The 16,953-nt window shown below is 71.9% G+C and carries 12 protein-coding genes; 5 read left to right on the top strand and 7 right to left on the bottom strand.

Annotation, left to right across the window (positions count from 1 at the left end):
• Positions 1-36 precede the first annotated feature (36 nt).
• The 5 genes from KF840_05520 to KF840_05500 all read right to left on the bottom strand — a co-directional run bounded on the left by KF840_05520 (position 37) and on the right by KF840_05500 (position 6,141).
• On the bottom strand, positions 37-591 hold the full coding sequence (locus KF840_05520) for an ATP-dependent Clp protease proteolytic subunit (GenBank protein MBX3024352.1): 555 nt from the start codon (positions 589-591) through the stop codon (positions 37-39).
• A 136-nt stretch (positions 592-727) separates the two neighbouring features.
• Positions 728-2,041 (bottom strand): 4-hydroxybutyrate CoA-transferase, encoded by a 1,314-nt coding sequence (locus tag KF840_05515; GenBank protein ID MBX3024351.1) that lies wholly within the window; start codon positions 2,039-2,041, stop codon positions 728-730.
• A 246-nt stretch (positions 2,042-2,287) separates the two neighbouring features.
• Complete coding sequence (locus KF840_05510) at positions 2,288-4,513, bottom strand: response regulator (GenBank protein ID MBX3024350.1); 2,226 nt, start codon at positions 4,511-4,513, stop codon at positions 2,288-2,290.
• Positions 4,514-4,955: 442 nt separating this feature from the next.
• Entirely contained in the window at positions 4,956-5,168 is a 213-nt protein-coding gene (locus KF840_05505) for a transposase (GenBank protein ID MBX3024349.1), read from the bottom strand.
• A 274-nt stretch (positions 5,169-5,442) separates the two neighbouring features.
• Complete coding sequence (locus KF840_05500; protein ID MBX3024348.1) at positions 5,443-6,141, bottom strand: transposase; 699 nt, start codon at positions 6,139-6,141, stop codon at positions 5,443-5,445.
• Positions 6,142-6,366: 225 nt separating this feature from the next.
• Between KF840_05500 and KF840_05495 the strand changes: the two genes are divergently transcribed.
• A complete protein-coding gene (locus tag KF840_05495) occupies positions 6,367-6,717 on the top strand; it encodes a sulfite exporter TauE/SafE family protein (GenBank protein MBX3024347.1) in 351 nt (116 codons plus the stop codon).
• Between the two features lie 46 nt (positions 6,718-6,763).
• On the opposite strand, the gene KF840_05490 is transcribed toward KF840_05495, so the two are convergent.
• Positions 6,764-9,463, bottom strand: coding sequence for a hypothetical protein (locus tag KF840_05490; protein ID MBX3024346.1), 2,700 nt, complete (start codon positions 9,461-9,463; stop codon positions 6,764-6,766).
• Positions 9,464-9,646: 183 nt separating this feature from the next.
• Here KF840_05490 and hflX point away from each other — a divergent pair, with 183 nt between their 5' ends.
• Genes hflX through acnA form a run of 4 tightly spaced genes read left to right on the top strand, consistent with a single transcriptional unit; the run spans position 9,647 to position 15,057 of the window.
• Positions 9,647-10,915, top strand: coding sequence for a GTPase HflX (hflX, locus tag KF840_05485; GenBank protein MBX3024345.1), 1,269 nt, complete (start codon positions 9,647-9,649; stop codon positions 10,913-10,915).
• Between the two features lie 55 nt (positions 10,916-10,970).
• Positions 10,971-11,528 carry a CDP-alcohol phosphatidyltransferase family protein gene (locus KF840_05480; protein MBX3024344.1) on the top strand — a complete coding sequence of 186 codons (558 nt, stop codon included), beginning with the start codon at positions 10,971-10,973 and terminating at the stop codon, positions 11,526-11,528.
• The gene (locus KF840_05475; GenBank protein MBX3024343.1) at positions 11,525-12,334 is read left to right on the top strand and encodes an outer membrane lipoprotein-sorting protein; all 810 of its coding nucleotides are present in this window, start codon (positions 11,525-11,527) and stop codon (positions 12,332-12,334) included. The genes KF840_05480 and KF840_05475 overlap by 4 nt, the downstream gene beginning before the upstream one ends.
• 35 nt (positions 12,335-12,369) lie before the next feature.
• Positions 12,370-15,057 carry an aconitate hydratase AcnA gene (gene acnA / locus KF840_05470; protein ID MBX3024342.1) on the top strand — a complete coding sequence of 896 codons (2,688 nt, stop codon included), beginning with the start codon at positions 12,370-12,372 and terminating at the stop codon, positions 15,055-15,057.
• 121 nt (positions 15,058-15,178) lie between these two features.
• Here the strand turns inward: acnA and KF840_05465 are convergent, their stop codons facing one another.
• The gene (locus KF840_05465) at positions 15,179-16,684 is read right to left on the bottom strand and encodes an aromatic amino acid lyase (GenBank protein ID MBX3024341.1); all 1,506 of its coding nucleotides are present in this window, start codon (positions 16,682-16,684) and stop codon (positions 15,179-15,181) included.
• Positions 16,685-16,953 lie beyond the last annotated feature (269 nt).

Below are 16,953 nucleotides of genomic sequence, written 5' to 3'. Positions count from 1 at the left end.
CGGCGGTCGGGGCCAGGTCGCCGGCGGCGCGCCCGCTCAGCGTTTCAGCTCGTCGAACGACGAGACGATGCGTCCGACCAGCCCGTACTCCTTGGCCTGCTCGGCGGACATCCAGAAGTTGCGCTCGGTGTCCTTCTCGACCTTCTTCAGCGGCTGGCCGGTCTGGTCGGCGATCACCTTGTTGAGGCGGGCGCGCATCTTGAGAATCTCCTCCGCCTCGATCTCGAGATCGGTGGCGCGGCCGCCGAAGCCGCCCGCCGGCTGGTGCAGCAGGAAGCGGGTGTTGGGCAGGCAGAAGCGGCGCTCGCGCGGCACGCCGAGGAAGATGTGGGCGCCGGCGCTGGCCACCCAGCCGGTGCCGATGATGCGCACCTTGGGGCCGACGAAGGTCAGCATGTCGTGGATGGTGTCGCCGGACTCCACGTGTCCGCCCGGGGAGTGGAGGTAGAGCGTGATGTCGTCGTCCGAGGCCGCCGCCATGGCGAGCAACTGCTCGCTGACCGACCGCGCCAGCTCGGACTGGATCTCGCCGCAGATGACGATGGTGCGCGCCTCGAACAGCTTCTGCGCCACGCTGGCGCGCGTCGCCATCTCGGTGAGCGGATTGGACGGGTGCTCGATGTCGGGCATGTCGGACCTCCTGCTTCGGGCCGCTCAGCCTACACGCTCGACCGTGGCGGGCCAACCGCGGCGAGCGCCGAGCGGCGACGGCGTCGGCGGGCGCGGGTCAGTGGAAGCGGCGCGGGATCAGGTGGAGGAGGCGCGCCTCGCGCTCGAGCGCGTCGCGGAAGTCGGGATGGGCGATGCCGATCAGCGCCAGGGCGCGCTCGGCGACCGACTTGCCCTTGAGGTTCACCATGCCGTGCTCGGTGACGACGTACATCGTGTCGGTGCGCGGCGTGGTGACGACGTTGCCCGGCGTCAGGGTGGTGACGATGCGGCTGCGGCGCTCGCCGCGTTTCTCGTAGGTCGAGGCCAGGCACAGGAAGGACTTGCCGCCCGGCGAGGTGTAGGCGCCGCGGACGAACTGGAGCTGGCCGCCGGTGCCGGTGAGGTGGCGGTGGCCGTCGCTCTCCGACGCCGCCTGTCCCTGCAGGTCGATCTGGGTGGTGTTGTTGATCGACACCACGCGCGGATTGCGGCTGATGGTCGCCGGCAGGTTGGTGTAGTCGACGGCGCAGCTCCGCACCCCGGCGTTGCGGGTGATGAAGTCGTACTGGCGGCGCGAGCCGGCGGCGAAGGTGAAGGTGATCTGGCCGGGGTCGAGCGTCTTGCGGGCGCCGGTGACCACGCCGGCTTCCACGAGGTCGACCATGCCGTCGACGAACATCTCGGTATGGATCCCGAGGTCGCGCTTGCCGGCGGTGGTCAGCGCCTCGCACACCGCGTTCGGCATGCCGCCGATGCCGATCTGCAGGCAGGCGCCGTCGTCGATCTCCGGGGCGATGCGCGCCGCGACCGCCTGGTCCACGGCGGTGCTCGGCGGATTCGCCAGCTCGGGAACGCGGCCGGCGCCGCCGTCGATGACGTAGGTGACGTCGCGCGCGTGGACGGCGTTCTCGCTGCCGAACACGTAGGGCATCGTCTCGCAGGTTTCGACGATGAGCACCCGGGCGCGCTCGCAGACCGCCTTCAGGTAGGTGCTGGCGGCGCCGAAGTTGAAATAGCCGTGGGCATCCATCGGCGCGGTGCGCAGGCAGACGAGGTCGATCGGGGGGATGAAGCGGCGGTAGAGGTCGGGCGCTTCGCCGAAGCTCATCGGGATGTAGTTGCAGCGGCCGTCGAGGTTGCGCGCCCGGTCGTAGCCCGAGAAATGCCAGTTGAACCACAGCGCGTGCTCGCCGCGCGGATCGGCCTCCAGCACGGCGCGCGGCGCCAGGCTCAGGCAGGCGCGGATGCGGACGTCGCGCAGCCCGGCGATGCGCCGTGCCAGCGCCTGGTCGAAGAGGTCGGGCTGCGCCAGGCCGAAGCCGTAGTCGATCCACTGTCCGTCGCGCACCAGCGCCGCGGCCGCGTCGGCGGAGATCGTCTCGGGCGGCATGGCCGGGCCTTCTAGCCTTGATGCGACAAAAGACTTTCACCACGGAGGCACGGAGACACGGAGAGTACTGATCTCGAAGCCCGCTCAGCGTTCATCCCAAAGTTCATCAGAAATGGAGTGAGAAGAGGCCCCGCGCCTTCGCTATGGCACCGAGCCCTCCGTGTCTCCATGCCCCCGTGGTGAGGAGTTTTTTTCTCATCAAGGCTAGCACGGGCGCCGCGGCGGCGGGAGCGCGCCGACGCCGGATCAGCTCGCCGCGCGCGCCCGGTGCTCGGGGACGACGCGCTCGAGGACGTCGCGCAGGGCGGCGGTGTCGAACGGCTTGGTGAGGTAGTCGTCCATGCCGACCTCGAGGCAGCGCTCGCGGTCGCCCTTCATGGCGTGCGCGGTCATGGCGACGATCGGCACGTGCTGGCCGGTGGTGCGTTCGTGGGCGCGGATCCGGGTGGTCGCCTCGAAGCCGTCCATCACCGGCATCTGCACGTCCATGAACACCAGATCGAAGTGGTCGGCGGCGACGGCGCGCACCGCGCCGCCGCCGTCCTCGACGACGTCGACGTGGTGCCCCATGCGCTCGAGGACGCGCACCGCCAGGCGCTGGTTCACCAGGTTGTCCTCGACGAGGAGGATGCGCAGGCGGTGCGGGGCGAGGGTGCCGGTCGGCTCGGCGGCGGGCGCGGCGGCGGTCGGCTGCGGGCGGGACTCGAGCACGCGCATGATGGTCTCCTGCAATTCGGAGGGATTGATCGGCTTCGTGAGATAGGCGTCGATGCCGAGCTCGTGGCAGCGGGCGATGTCGCCGAGCTGGCCGCTCGAGGTGAGCATGATGAGGGGCGTGCGCAGCAGGTCGGGGATCTGGCGGGCGCGGGCGGCGACGTCGAAGCCGTCGAGCTCCGGCATCATGCAGTCGAGCAGGACCAGGTGATACGGCTGACCGGCGGCGGCGGCGCGGCGCAGCTCGGCGATCCCGGCGACGCCGTCGGCGGTGGCATTCGGCGCCATCGACCAGTAGCCGAGGAGCTCCTGCAGGATGCGGCGGTTGGTGGCGTTGTCGTCGATGACCAGCACGCGGATGCCGCGCAGGGCCGTGGGACACATCGCGGCCCGGTCGGCGGGCGTCTGGTTGACCGCCACCCGGGCGGTGAAGTGGAAGGCGCTGCCCCGTCCGGAGTCGCTCTCCACCCAGATGCGGCCGCCCATCAGCGCCACCAACTGCGCCGAGATGGCGAGGCCGAGGCCGGTGCCGCCGTAGCGGCGGGTGGTCGAGCCGTCGGCCTGGGCGAAGGCCTCGAAGATCAGCGCCTGCTTGTCGGGCGGGATGCCGATGCCGGTGTCGGCGACGGCGAAGTGGAGGAGCAGCTCGTCGGCCGCCGCCGGCTCGGCTTCGACACGGACGACGATCTCGCCCCGCTCGGTGAACTTGAGCGCGTTGCTGACCAGGTTCGACAGCACCTGGCGCAGGCGCAGGACGTCGCCGACCAGGGTGTCGGCGACGCGCGGCGGCACCTGGCTGATCAGCTCCACGCCCTTCTCCGCGGCGCGGACGCTGAACGGGCGCAGGGCGCTGACCACCGCCTCGCGGAGGCTGAAGTCGACCGGCGAGAGCTCGAGCTTGCGGGCCTCGATCTTGGAGAAGTCGAGGATGTCGTTGATGACGTTGAGCAGGGTGTCGGCCGACTCGCGGGCCATCGTCAGGTACTCGCGCTGCTCGTCGCTGAGCTCGGTCTTCAGCGCCAGATCGGTCATGCCGATGACGCCGTTCATCGGCGTGCGGATCTCGTGGCTCATGTTGGCGAGGAACTCGCTCTTCGCCCGATTGGCCGCCTCGGCCGCCTGCAGCGCGGCGGTGGCGCGCTGCTCGCTCGCGCGCAGCTTCTCCATCGCCTCGGCGAGCGAGGCGCGGGCCTGGAGCTCGCGCCAGCGGAGCTGCTCGCGCAGCATGGTGGTGACGACGGCGATGGCGCTGGCGGCGACGACGGTGGCCACGTTGTCGAACACGCTCCGGTCGAGCAGCGGCTGTCCGAGGGCCCAGGTGCCGGCGGCGTAGATGGCGACGATGGTGGCGCAGAGGAGCGCGGTCCAGCGCGCCGGCCACGGCAACAGCAGCGCCGCCCCCAGCGGCACCATACTGAGGCCGATGGAGTACTGGCTGGGATGGGCGCTGGTCAGCACCTGCATCGCGAACACCAGCACGCCGGTCGAGGCGACGCCGATGAGGGCGAGGAGGGGCACGTAGGGGCGGCCGGCGGCGGTGCGACCGAGCAGCAGGGCGAGCAGCAGGATGCCGGCGACGGCGATCCGAATCAGCAGCGAGGCGCCGAATACCTCGGGATGGCGGACGTAGTCGAAGAGCGCGAAGCCGAGCACCAGGGGCACGCCGACGCCGACGACGGTGCGCAGGCCGCGCTCGGTGAGCGCCCTGCCTTCGGCGGCGAATTCGGCGCGCAGGTCGGCGGCGACGGGAGCACCCATTTCGGGGACTCGATCCAGCAAGGCAGGTGCCACGCCGAACGAGTTGCGTGCGGCCGGCGGCGGCTCCGCCCGGGGCGGGGCGGGGCGACGGTGCGATGGCGCCCGGCGCGACACCGGCGGCGGCGTCCCGGGGGTGCGCGGAGCCGGCGACCGGCGCGCCTCGCTCCGGGTAGTGTCCTAATCTGAGCCTTAGCCCTGATGTGACGAAGGACTTTCACCACGGAGGCACGGAGACACGGAGAGTACTGATCTCGAAGCCCGCTCAGCGTTCATCCCAAAGTTCATCAGAAATGGAGTGAGAAGAGGCCCCGCGCCTTCGCTATGGCACCGAGCCCTCCGTGTCTCCGTGCCTCCGTGGTGAAGGGTTGGTGGTGTCGGTCAAGTGGTGGAAAAGAGTCGCGCCTCGCATCCGGCAGCGTAACCAGTAATGGACTCTATGCGGTCAGGCCGCGTTGCTCCGTTGGGTAACCGCCGGCATCTCCTGCCAGCCGACCATGCGCCGCAAGGTGATCTGCCCGCTGCGGATCAGGCCGAAGAGCAGCAGCAGGACGGCATCCTCGCTCGGCAGGCTCGCCTGGGTCTTGGTGCGGCGGCGGAACTCCTCGTTGATGCGCTCCAGCGCGTTGGTGGTGCGCAGCGCCTTCCACTGCGCCACGGGATAACGCAGGAAGGTGAAAGGCGATCCCCGCCTCCTCGAAGCTGCTCCACGCCGCCTTGCAGCGGCGCCACTTGCGGCTGAACGCCACGCGCGCCTTCTCCACGTCGGCCGCCGTCGCGTCGATCATCCGGCGGTGGTCCTCCGCGAAGACCCTCGCGCAGGTGCGCCGGGGCCTTGGCGAGCAGGTTCCAGAGCTTGTGATTGGTGCAGCGCTGCACGTCGAGCTGCGGCCAGGTCGCCTGCAGGTGCCTCAGGCCGGGGTTGCCGTCGATCACCGCCAACACCGGGCGTCCCAGCTGGCACTTCTGTGCAGCGCCTCCAACACCTCCGGCGGCCGTGCTCTCCTCGCCCGCCACGCGCAGATCGAGCAGCACCCGCCGCCCGTCGCGTCCCCAGCGTCACCAGCACCGGGACCCGTGCCCTTCTTGCCGATGCGGACCCGCGGATACCAGCCGTCGAGAAACAGGTAGCGGATCTGCTCGGCCGCCAGGTCCCGCTGGCTCCACGTGGTGAAGTCTTCGCGCAACCGCCCGACCAGGCGCGAGATCGCGTCCTTGCCCAGCGGCGCGCCGCGCAGCAACGGCGCCAGCGCCCCGCGCAGCCGCCGCGTGTTGGTGCCGCTCAGGTAGATCCCCAACAGCCTCGTCGACCCGCCGTGCGCCTGCGTAGCGCTCGAACATCGCGCGCTGCGCCACTCGCGCTCCTCGCCGGCGGCGTCGTGCAGCCAGGCACGCGGCAGCGCGAACGTCGTCAGTCCCAAGCTGGTGCTCAACGTCCGCGGCCGCCGGCCGTGGCGATAGCCCACTCGCTCGCCGCCCACTCGCGCCGATTTCGCCGCGCCCAGCGCCGCTTCCAGCTCCTCCTCGACCAACACCTCGATCGTCTCCCGAATCCGCTCCCGCATCACCTGCTCGATCGAATCGCGGCCGAACGCTTCTCCCGGTCTCGTCCCCTTGCTATCGCTTCCCATGGCGTCATCCTCCGGCACCCGCTCTGGCCAGCGGGCGCGAGCTGTGGGTTACAACTCGCCGGATGATGACGCCTTTTCGCTTTTCCACCAATCAGCCGACACTACCTGAAGGGTTTTTTGTCGTATCGAGATTAGGACAGTACCTCGCTCCGCCACGCGGCGCGGCGCGCCCGCCTCGTTGACATCGCGGGCGCGCGCGATAACTCGCACCGCTGGAGGTCCGCGATGCTCGGAATTCTGGTTGGTCTGATCGGTGGCACCCTGAGCGGCCTCACCGGTCTCGGCGGCGGCTTCATCATGGTGCCCCTGCTCGTCTACCTGTTCGGGATGACGCAGCATCAGGCGCAGGGGACCTCGCTGACCGTGCTGCTGCCGCCCCTCGGCATCCTCGCCTTCTGGCAGTACTGGAAGAACGGGCACGTCGACGTCCAGGTCGCCATCCTGGTGGCGATCGGCTTCGTCGTCGGCGGCTACCTCGGCGGTTGGACGGCGCAGCTCATCCCCGGGCCGATGCTGCGCAAGGCGTTCGCGGTGGTGATGGCGCTGATCGCCCTGGACATGTACTTCCGCAAGTAGCCGTCGCCGGCGGGCACCGCTGGACGCGGCGCCCGCCGGCACGGCGTCATTGGACGTTGCGGGCGATGAAGGCGCTGAGCGGCGCCAGCACGTTGTTGTTGCCGTCGTCCTCGGCGGTCAGCACGTCGACGTGGGCGAAGCCCTCGCTGATGTGGACCTCGAAGCCGCCGGCGGCGTCGCCGAAGGTCGGGAAGGCCGGGTTGGGCAGGCTCGCGCTGACCACCCGCGGCGTGCCGTCGCAGCTCGGCGCGGCGCAGAGGCCGATGCTCTGCGCCAGCGGCGTGAAGCGGCCGGGGACCGGCGCCAGGCCGTTGCTGCCGCCGAAGCCGATCACCGGGATGTCGATGTTGGCCGCCTGGGTCAGGTTCTCGATGTCGCGGCGGCCGCGGCCGACCGAGAGCGCCGTCGAGTCGAGATTGATCGCCTGACCGCAGACGCTGGCGGCGTTGCCGGTGGTGCAGGCGGCGCCGACGTTGCCGGCGGTGCAGACGCCGCCGGTGCAGACGCCGGCGACGCTGGTGACGCTCAGGCCGCTCGACGGGTAGTACCAGTCGACGAAGTTGGTGCCGCCCTCGTAGAAGGTCGTCAGCATGCGGTCGAAGCGCGTGACCTCCTTCTCCTGGCCCCAGATGGTGCCCGGCAGCGTGGTCGGCGGCGGGCCGTTGTCGGGCACGGCGGCGGGCGGAAAGGGGCCCTCGTCGAAGTCGAGCCAGGTGGTCAGCCCGCCGACGATCGGGCCGGCGGCGCCCACCGAGGTGGCGACGAACGAGGCGAGGCCGGCGATGAAGCCGTCGTCGTCGATGAAGGAGCCGATGCCGCCGTAGACCGTCGCCTGCGGCAGGACGGCGAGCGGCGCCAGGTCGGGCACCTTGGCGACGGCGTTGTTGCCGGCCGACCCCTGGTCGACCTGGAGGATGATCTGGCCGCTGTCGGGATCGCTGCGGCCCTGAATCGCGGCCGGCTCGACGGCGGCCAGGATGCGGGCGTTGAGCAGCGCGGACGAGGAGTACGCGGTGGTGGCGAGGGTGCACTTGGGCGGCGTCTGGCCGCTGCAGGCGGTGGCTTCGTTGGCCAGGGTGCAGGCGGTGGCGCCGTCGACGCAGCGACCGGCGTTGTCGCGCACGGCGGCGAAGAGGCCGCCGTCGAACTTCGCCTCGATGCGATCGAGCGTGTCGGCGGTCAGCGGCGCGCCGCCGGTCGAGCCGCCGCCGCCCTCGAAGAGGACGAGGCCGCGCAGCTTGGCGTACCCGGGCTGCGCCGGGCCGTTGCCGGTGAGGTTGAAGTCGGTGGCGGCGTAGCGGGCGGCGAAGCCGGTGCCCGCGGAGTGGCCGCCGAGGAAGACGTTGCCGTCCCGGGCCACCGTGCGCGCCTTCTCGACGATGGCGTCGATGTCGCGCGAGAAGGTCAGCGGCGTCCAGTTGGCGATGAAGGCGGTGTCGCCCTGCGGATTGTGGAACTGCGCCCGACGGTTCGGTCCGGCGACCAGCGCCGGCGACAACGGCAGGGCGAGCTCGCCGCCGAAGAGCCAGTCGAGGCCGAGCAGCGCGTCGTCCGTGGCCTCGGCGATGTCGAGACCGATGGTGTCCTCGAGTTGGTTGGAGCGGCGGTCGTAGGCCCAGATCTCGAGCCGCAGGCCCTGCTCGGCGTGGACGCGCGGGATCAGGTTCTCGGCCAGGATCTTGAAATCGTTGGCGCCGCCCTCGAAGCCGGGCACGAGGACCAACACCGCGTCGGGGTTGGTGGTGGTGGGCGAGAGGCGGAAGCGGGTGAAGCGGGCATTGTTGAGGTTGACGTCGCTGCCGCCGAACTGGGTGAGCAGCTTGGGATAGCCCGTCGCGGTCAGGCCGCCCGTGCCCGGGGTGTCCTCGGGCTCCGCGGGGCTCTTCAGGGTGAATGTCTCGCGCGGGCAGGAGACGTTGCGCTGGCCGTCGTCGAGCTGGTCGCAGTCGAGGGCGAGACCGTCGATCAGGTTGAGGGCGAGGCAGACCCGGCATTGCACGCGCTCATTGAGGCAGGCCGCCAGGGCGTTGCCGGCGCGGCCGGCGCAGGCGCCGGGCAGGGCGCGCGCCGTGCTGACCGCGGCGCACTTCTTGCCGGCGATGCCGGCGAGCTGGCTGACCCGCTTGGCGATCTGCTGCTTGCTGTCGGCGGCGATCGAGCCGGGGGTGCCGGCGTCGTCGACACAGGCGGCGAGCGCCGCGCCCGAGTTGGCGCCGGCCTTGAGCGCCGCCTTCTTGCACTGGACGAAGGTCTTGAACGTCGTCGCCACGAGTTTCTCGTAGGCCTTGGCGACCGCGTTCTGGCAGCCGCACGCCGCCTTGTCGCTGGCGCAGTCGATCGCCGCCGTGCGCAGCGAGGCGCCGAAGATGTCGGCGGCGAGGGCCAGCGACTGGTCGCGCGGCACGGCCGCGACGACGGCGGCGGCGGTACCGCTCGGCAGGCCGAAGGGCGGTGGCGTGGCGGCGCAGCGCGCGGCGTAGTCGCTGGCGATGCGATCCTGCAGATCGGTGACCTTTCCCTTGCCGTCGGCCAGCAGGCAGGCGTCGGCATTCTGGCCGGCGGGCAGCGCGCCGGCGGTGGCCCGCTTCAGGCAGGCGACGTTCTCCTTGCCCTGCGTCTGCGCCAGCTTCGCCGCGTCGGCGTTGAGCGTGTTCAGGCACTTCTGTTGCCCGGCGGTGAGCTGCGCGCCGGCGTGTCCGGTGAGCAGCAGGAGCGCGGCGATGCTCCACGACAGTCTCGATCGCATTTCGTGTCCCCCCCTGGTGGCGTCCGCCGCGAAGAGCGGCATTCGCCCAGTATTGCCAGGCGCCGCGCTTTGACAAGGTCCGGGCCACCGCGCGGCGCGGCCGCGCTGGGCGCTGGCTTCGCACCACCGTGGGAACGCCCCGCCTTGACGGGGGCGGCGCGCTCCGCGATGGTCCGCGGGGTCGTGATCGATGTCGCGCAGCGCAGTGACCGGGCCTTTCTCGTCGCGGTGGACCATGGTCGCGGCGCCCTGCTCACGGCGGAGGAGTCGCTCGACGAGCTCGAGCGACTGAGCGAGACGGCGGGTGCCACCGTGGTCGGTCGCGCCGTGCAGGCGGCGCGCAGGTTGAGTCCGGGCACGTTGATCGGCTCGGGGAAGATCGAGGAGGTGCGGCAGCAGGTGCAGGGCGGGGTGGCGAGCGTCGTCATCTTCGACGACGAGCTGACGCCGGCGCAGCAGCGCAACCTGGAGAAGGCGATCGGCGTGCGGGTGATCGACCGCACGCAGTTGATTCTCGACATCTTCGCGCAGCGGGCGACCTCGCAGGCGGGCAAGCTGCAGGTCGAGCTGGCGCAGCTCGAGTACCTCCTGCCGCGGCTCACCCGGCAGTGGTCGCACCTCTCGCGCCAGGCGGGCGGCATGGTCGGCACCCGCGGGCCGGGCGAGACACAGCTCGAGGTCGACCGCCGGCGCGTCCGCGAGCGCATCGCCAAGCTGAAGCAGCGACTGGGCGAGGTGTCGCGCACCCGCGGCCTGCACCGCGCCGGCCGCCACGCCGTGCCGTACCCGATCGTCGCCCTGGTCGGCTACACCAACTCCGGCAAATCGACGCTGATGAACGCGCTGACCGACGCCGGGGTATTGGTGGCGAACCAGCTCTTCGCCACCCTCGACCCGACGGTGCGCGTGCTGCGCCTGCCGGAGGGCGGCGAGGCGCTGCTGGTCGACACCGTGGGCTTCATCCACAAGCTGCCGCACGGCTTCGTCGACGCCTTCAAGAGCACCCTCGAGGAGGTGCGGAGCGCCAACCTGCTGCTGCACGTCATCGATGGCAGCGATGCGAACGCCGGCGAGCAGGTGGCGGTGGTCGAGGAGGTGCTCGGCGAGTTGCACGCCGGCGAGCTGCCGCGCCTGACGGTGTTCAACAAGGCCGACCTGACGCCCGCCGCGCGGCCGGCGGTGCGCGGCCCGAGCTGCAGCGTCTCGGCGCGGAGCGGCGCCGGCCTGCCGCAGCTTCTGCGCCAGATCGGCATCCTGCTGGCGGCGCAGCAGGAGCGGCTGCAGGTGCGGATCCCGGTCGATCGCGGCGATCTGCTGGCGCAGATTCATCAGGCGGGCCGGGTCGCCGAGCAGAGCCTGCTCGATGGCGCCTTCCAGATCACCGCCTACGTGCCGCCGAAGGTGGCGGGGCGGATCCGCAAGGCGCTGGCGCAGGGCGCCGCCGGCGCGTGAGGCGCCGCGCCGGGCCTGCCATCGGCGGCGCGACTTGCTATGACTGGCGGCGCGGATGCTGACCCTGCCGAACTTCCTGACCCTGCTGCGGATCATCGCCATCCCGGTGTTTCTGATCCTGCTCGCCAACGGCAATCACCCGGCGGCGTTCATGCTCTTTCTCGCGGCGGGCGTCACCGACACGGTGGACGGCGCGCTCGCCCGCCTCACCGACAGCCGCTCCGATCTCGGGGCGGTGCTCGATCCGATGGCCGACAAGCTGCTGCTGCTGAGCTCGTTCGTGGTGCTCGGCTATGACGGCGTCATCCCGGTCTGGCTGGCGGTCCTGGTCATCCTGCGCGACGTCATCGTCGTCCTCGGCTACGGCGCCGTCTTCGTCGTCGACCACGAGTGGATGGAGGTGGCTCCCAGCCGGCTCGGCAAGCTCACCACCTTCTTCCAGCTCTTCACCGTCGGCTTCGCGCTGATGAGCGTCGCGCGGCCGGCGCTGCCGCTGGCGACGGTGTCGGAGATGCTGCAGACGGTCACCGGCGCCGTCACCGCCGTCTCCGGCATCCAGTACGTCTATCGCGGCCTGCTCTGGCACCAGCGCCGCGGGAGCAGCCCGGCATGAGCGCCGTCGGCCGCATCGGGCTGGCCCTGGCGGCGCTCGTGCTGCTGGCGGGCGGCGCCCGCGGCGACGACGCGGCGCGCGCCGCGCTCGACAAGGCCAGGGCCCTCAACCGCGGCGAGCGGCACTGGAGCGATCGCCGGCAGCGCATGACGCTGACGGTCGTCGATCGGCGCGGCGGCGAGTTCCAGCGCGAGCTCGAGGTGCTGAGCAAGCGCGGCGACGGCGACCTCGTCCGCTCGCTGATGTTCTTCCGCGCCCCGGCGCAGGTGGCGGGGATCGGCTTCCTGCAGTGGACCGACCCGACGAGCGAGGACCACCAGTGGCTGTGGTTGCCGGCGCTCAAGCGGGTGCGGCAGATCAGCGGCGGCGCCCGCACCGAGAGCTTCGTCGGCACCGACTTCAGCTACGAGGATCTGGCGATCATGGCCGAGGCGGTCGAGTGGCAGGAGGACCGAGCGAGCGCCGGCATGGTCGGCGAGGAGACGCTCGATGGCGTCCGCTGCGCCGTCATCGACCTGCGGCCGACCGCCGGCGCCGATGTGTCGTACGGGACGGTGCGGGTGTGGCTCGGCAGCGACGACCAGGTGGTGCGCAAGATGGAGCTGCGCGACGCCGACGGCACGCTGGCCAAGACCCTGTTCCTCGGCGACATCCGGCCGCAGAAGAACATCCCCACCGCGCACCGGCTCGAGATGCAGAACGTGAAGACCGGCAGCCACACCACGGTGACGGTGACGGCGCTGGAGTACGATACCGGCATCGCCGACGAGGAATTCACCCAACGCCGTTTGGAGAAGGGGCTCTGAGCGGTGCGCAGAGGATCGGAAAGGTTGGAGACGAGATGAGCACGCCACGCCTGAACAGCTTCGGGGCCCGCCGGTCGCTCACGGTGGGCGGGACGCGCGTCGAGTATTTCGCCCTCGCCGCGCTGGCCGAGGCGAACCTGGGAGCCGTCGACCGCCTGCCGTTCAGCATCCGCATCCTGCTCGAGAACCTGTTGCGCAACGAGGACGGGCGGCTGGTGCGCGGCGACGACGTGCGCCAGCTCGCGGCATGGACGGCGGCGGCGCCGGCGGCGCGCGAGGTGCCGTACATGCCGGCGCGCGTGCTGCTGCAGGACTTCACCGGCGTGCCGGCGGTCGTCGACCTGGCGGCGATGCGCGAGGCGATGCGCCGGCTCGGCGGCGATCCGCGCCGCATCAACCCGCAGGTGGCGGTGGATCTGGTCATCGACCACTCGGTGCAGGTGGACCGCTTCGGCGCCGCCGGCGCCTTCGCCGCCAATGGCGCGCTCGAGTACGAGCGCAACCGCGAGCGCTACGAGTTCCTGCGCTGGGGGCAGGGGAGCCTGCGCAATTTCCGCGTCGTGCCGCCGGAGACCGGCATCTGTCACCAGGTGAACCTCGAGTACCTGGCGCAGGTGGTGTTCGGTCGCGACGAGGACGGCGCCCGCCTGGTCTTCCCCGACACCTGCGTCGGCACCGATTCGCACACCACCATGATCAACGGCCTCGGCGTCATGGGGTGGGGCGTCGGCGGCATCGAGGCCGAGGCGGTGATGCTCGGCCAGCCGTACTACATGCTGATGCCGAAGGTGGTGGGCGTGAAGCTCACCGGCGCGCTCGCTCCCGGAGTCACCGCCACCGACCTGGTGCTCACGGTCACCGAGATGCTGCGGGCGCACGGCGTGGTCGACAAGTTCGTCGAGTTCCACGGCCCGGCGCTGGCCGACCTGTCGCTCGCCGACCGGGCGACCATCGCCAACATGGCGCCCGAGTACGGCGCCACCATGGGCTTCTTCCCGGTGGACGAGCAGACGCTGGCCTATCTGCGCCTGAGCGGCCGCGCGCCGGAGCAGGTGGCGCTGGTCGAGGCGTACTGCAAGGCGCAGGGACTCTTCCACACCGCCACGTCGCCGGAACCGACGTTCAGCGAGCAGCTCGCCCTCGACCTCTCGACCGTGGAGGCGAGCCTGGCCGGTCCGAAGCGGCCGCAGGATCGGGTGCCGCTGGCGCGCATGCAGGCCGGTTTCCACGAGGCCCTGCGCAGCGCCTACAAGCGCGACGCCGCGGCCAGCGTCGCGGTGACCGAGGGCGAGGAGCGATACGAGCTGCGCCAGGGCGCGGTGGTGATCGCCGCCATCACCAGTTGCACCAACACCTCCAATCCCTCGGTGATGCTGGGCGCCGGCCTGCTGGCCAGGAAGGCGGTGGAGCGCGGGCTGACGGTGAAGCCGTGGGTGAAGACGAGCCTGGCGCCGGGCTCGAAAGTGGTGACGGACTACCTGCGACGGGCCGGCCTGATGCCCGCCCTGGAGGCGCTGCGCTTCCACGTCGTCGGCTACGGCTGCACCACCTGCATCGGCAACTCCGGCCCGCTGCCCGACGCGGTGGCGGCGGCGATCAAGCAGGGCAACCTGGTGGCGGCGGCGGTGCTGAGCGGGAATCGCAATTTCGAAGGCCGCATCAACCCGCTGACGCTGGCCAACTACCTCGCGTCGCCGCCGCTGGTCGTCGCCTACGCGCTGGCCGGCACGGTCGACATCGACCTCACCCGCGATCCCCTCGGCACCGGCCGCGACGGGACGCCGGTCTACCTGCGCGACATCTGGCCGAGCCCCGAGGAGGTCGCGGCGGTGGTCCGCGACAACGTGACGCCGGAGCAGTTCCGCGCCCAGTACGCCGACGTTTTCAGCGGCGACGAGCGCTGGCGCGCCCTGCCGGCGCCGAGCGGCGAGCTGTACCAGTGGCGGGACGATTCGACGTACATCAAGTCGCCGCCGTTCTTCGCCACCATGACGGCGACCGTGGAACCCCTCGCCGACATCGCGGGCGCGCGCGTGCTGGCGGTGCTCGGGGATTCGGTGACCACCGACCACATCTCGCCCGCCGGTTCGATCCCCGCCGACAGCCCGGCCGGGAAGTACCTGATCGGCCTCGGCGTGCCCCCGCGCGACTTCAACTCCTACGGCGCCCGGCGCGGCAATCACGAGGTGATGATGCGCGGCACCTTCGCCAACATCCGCCTCAGGAACCAGTTGGTGCCGGGCGTCGAGGGCGGCGTCACCCGCCACTTCCCGGACGGGGCGCAGACCTCGATCTACGAGGCGGCGATGCAGTACCGGAGCGAGGGCGTGCCGCTGCTCGTCATCGCCGGCAAGGAGTACGGCACCGGCAGCTCGCGCGACTGGGCGGCGAAGGGCACGACGCTGCTCGGGGTGCGGGCGGTGATCGCCGAGAGCTACGAGCGCATCCACCGCAGCAACCTGGTCGGCATGGGCGTGCTGCCGCTGCAGTTTCTGCCCGGCGAGTCGCGCGAGTCGCTCGGCCTGCGCGGCGACGAGGTCTACGCCGTGCGCGGCATCACGGCGCTGGCGCCGCAGGCCAGGCTGGAGGTGGAGGCGACGGCGGCGGACGGCGGCGTGCGGCGCTTCACCGTCGTGGCGCGCATCGATTCGCACGTGGAGGTCGAGTACTACCGCAACGGCGGCATCCTGCAGACCGTCATCCGCGCCATCGCGACGCAGTAGCGGGGCGCCTCGCGCTCAGCCGGCGCGGCCCCGCCGCGCGCGCCGTCGGCCGCTCGCCGTGTCCACCGCCCCGCGGTGGTCGCCGGCTCGTCGGTCCGCCTCGCGCCCTGCGCGACGACACTCAGGGCGCGACACCGTCGTCCTCGATCAACGCCACCAGCGCTTCCACGTCGGGGCGCAGGCCGCGATCCTCGAGCAGCGGCGCGGCGACGGCGCGGATGGCGGCGTGCGCGGCGCGCGTGCCGGCGCCGGCGCGCTCGGCGCCGCGCAGGTCGAGCGCCTGGGCGGCGCACAGCATCTCGATCGCGACCAGTTGCCGGGCGCCGTCGAGCACCCGCAGCGCGTGTCGCGCCGCCAGCATGCCCATCGGCACCATGTCCTGGTTGTTGGCGTTGGTCGGCAGCGAGCGAACGCTGGCCGGCGCGGCCAGCAGCGCCTGCTCGGCGGCGATGGTGGTGGCGGCGTACTGCAGGCCCATGAAGCCGCTCTGCAGGCCCGCGTCGCCGCGAATCAGGAAGGGAGGAAGACCGTTGCTGAGGCGGGCGTCGAGGACCCGCGCGATGCGCCGCTCGCCGGCGACGCCGAGGGCGATCAGCGCCGCCTTCAGGCGATCGAGCGCCATCGCCACCGGCTGGCCGTGGAAGTTGCCGCCGTGCACGACGCGTCGCTCGGCGGCGAGGAACAGCGGGTTGTCGCTGACCGCGTTCAGCTCGACCTCGACCACCGCCGCGGCGCCGTCGAGCGCCTCGAGCACCGGCCCGACGATCTGCGGGATGCAGCGGACGGTATAGGCATCCTGGCTGCCGGCGACGGCGTCGCGGCGCAGCAGGGCGCTGCCGCGCGTCAGCTCGCGCAGGCGGGCGGCCACCGCCGCCTGGCCGGGGTGCGGTCGGGCCGCGTGCAGGGCAGGGTCGAGGGCCTCGGGATGCCCGCCGAGGGCCTCGAACGACAGGGCGGCGGCGACCTGCGCCGCGGCGACCAGGCGCCGCGCGCCCGCCACGACGAGCGCCGCGGCGCCGGCGTGGAAGGACGTGCCGTTGATCAGCGCCAGGCCCTCGCGCAGGCTGGGCGTCAGCGGGGCCAGGCCGGCGGCGCGCAGCGCCTCGCCAGCGGGTCGGATGCGGCCGTCGAACGCGGCCTCGCCTTCGCCGATCGCCACCAGCGCGATCTCCGCCAGCTCGACCAGGTCGCCGCTGGCGCCGACGCCGCCGACCTCGCGCACCAGCGGGTGCACGCCGGCGTTCAGCATGCCGAGCAGCAGGTCGACGGTGGCCGGGGCGACGCCGGAGCAGCCCTGGGCGAAGACCTGGGCGCGCACCAGCATCGCGGCGCGGACGGCGGCCTCGCCGTGCGGCGGGCCGAGGGCGACGGCATGGCTGCGCACGAGGTTGCGTTGGAAGGCGGCGCGCGCCGCGGCGTCGATGCGCTGGCCGGCGAGCGGCCCGCAGCCGGTGGTGAGGCCGTACACGGGAGCGTCGCCCGCCGCCAGCTCCTGCAGGAACGCGTGGCTGCGCGCCAGGCGCTCGCCGGCGCCCGGCGCCACGATGGCGGGCGCGCGGCGGCGCGCGACGGCGTCGACGTGCGTCACCGTGAGACGATCACCGACGACGATCGGGGCGAGGCGCATGGCGGAAAGGCGCGAGTCCCGGCCCGGATCATTCATGGGTTCGCGTCGCGACAGCGGCGCTCGTGCGCCGGATCCGCTCCGGCGCCGCGACGATCGACGCGGGCGGACTCGCCCGTCCGGCGAGGAGAGAGGGGCGGGCACGGCCGGAGATGGCGTGCGATCGGCGCTCGCGGCAGCGAGCTCATGGCAGGAGCGAGCTCATGAAGGGTCCGGGCTAGCCGGCCGCCGCCGCATTGGCAATGCGGGGCGGCCGGCGGTTTGCCTCTCGG

This window comes from bacterium, from assembly GCA_019637795.1.
Lineage (GTDB): Bacteria > Desulfobacterota > Binatia > HRBIN30 > CADEER01 > JAHBUY01.
Note: the sequence above shows the minus strand (reverse complement) of the source record. Positions and strands in the feature narration are given on the sequence as shown.

Coding starts and splice junctions, on each gene's coding strand:
- KF840_05475 (MBX3024343.1), top strand. CDS start 11,525: ATGAGCGCCGTCGGCCGCATCGGGCTGGCCCTGGCGGCGCTCGTGCTG.
- KF840_05465 (MBX3024341.1), bottom strand. CDS start 16,684: ATGCGCCTCGCCCCGATCGTCGTCGGTGATCGTCTCACGGTGACGCAC.
- KF840_05500 (MBX3024348.1), bottom strand. CDS start 6,141: ATGGGAAGCGATAGCAAGGGGACGAGACCGGGAGAAGCGTTCGGCCGC.
- KF840_05480 (MBX3024344.1), top strand. CDS start 10,971: ATGCTGACCCTGCCGAACTTCCTGACCCTGCTGCGGATCATCGCCATC.
- KF840_05510 (MBX3024350.1), bottom strand. CDS start 4,513: ATGGGTGCTCCCGTCGCCGCCGACCTGCGCGCCGAATTCGCCGCCGAA.
- KF840_05515 (MBX3024351.1), bottom strand. CDS start 2,041: ATGCCGCCCGAGACGATCTCCGCCGACGCGGCCGCGGCGCTGGTGCGC.
- KF840_05520 (MBX3024352.1), bottom strand. CDS start 591: ATGGCGACGCGCGCCAGCGTGGCGCAGAAGCTGTTCGAGGCGCGCACC.
- KF840_05495 (MBX3024347.1), top strand. CDS start 6,367: ATGCTCGGAATTCTGGTTGGTCTGATCGGTGGCACCCTGAGCGGCCTC.
- KF840_05490 (MBX3024346.1), bottom strand. CDS start 9,463: ATGCGATCGAGACTGTCGTGGAGCATCGCCGCGCTCCTGCTGCTCACC.
- acnA (MBX3024342.1), top strand. CDS start 12,370: ATGAGCACGCCACGCCTGAACAGCTTCGGGGCCCGCCGGTCGCTCACG.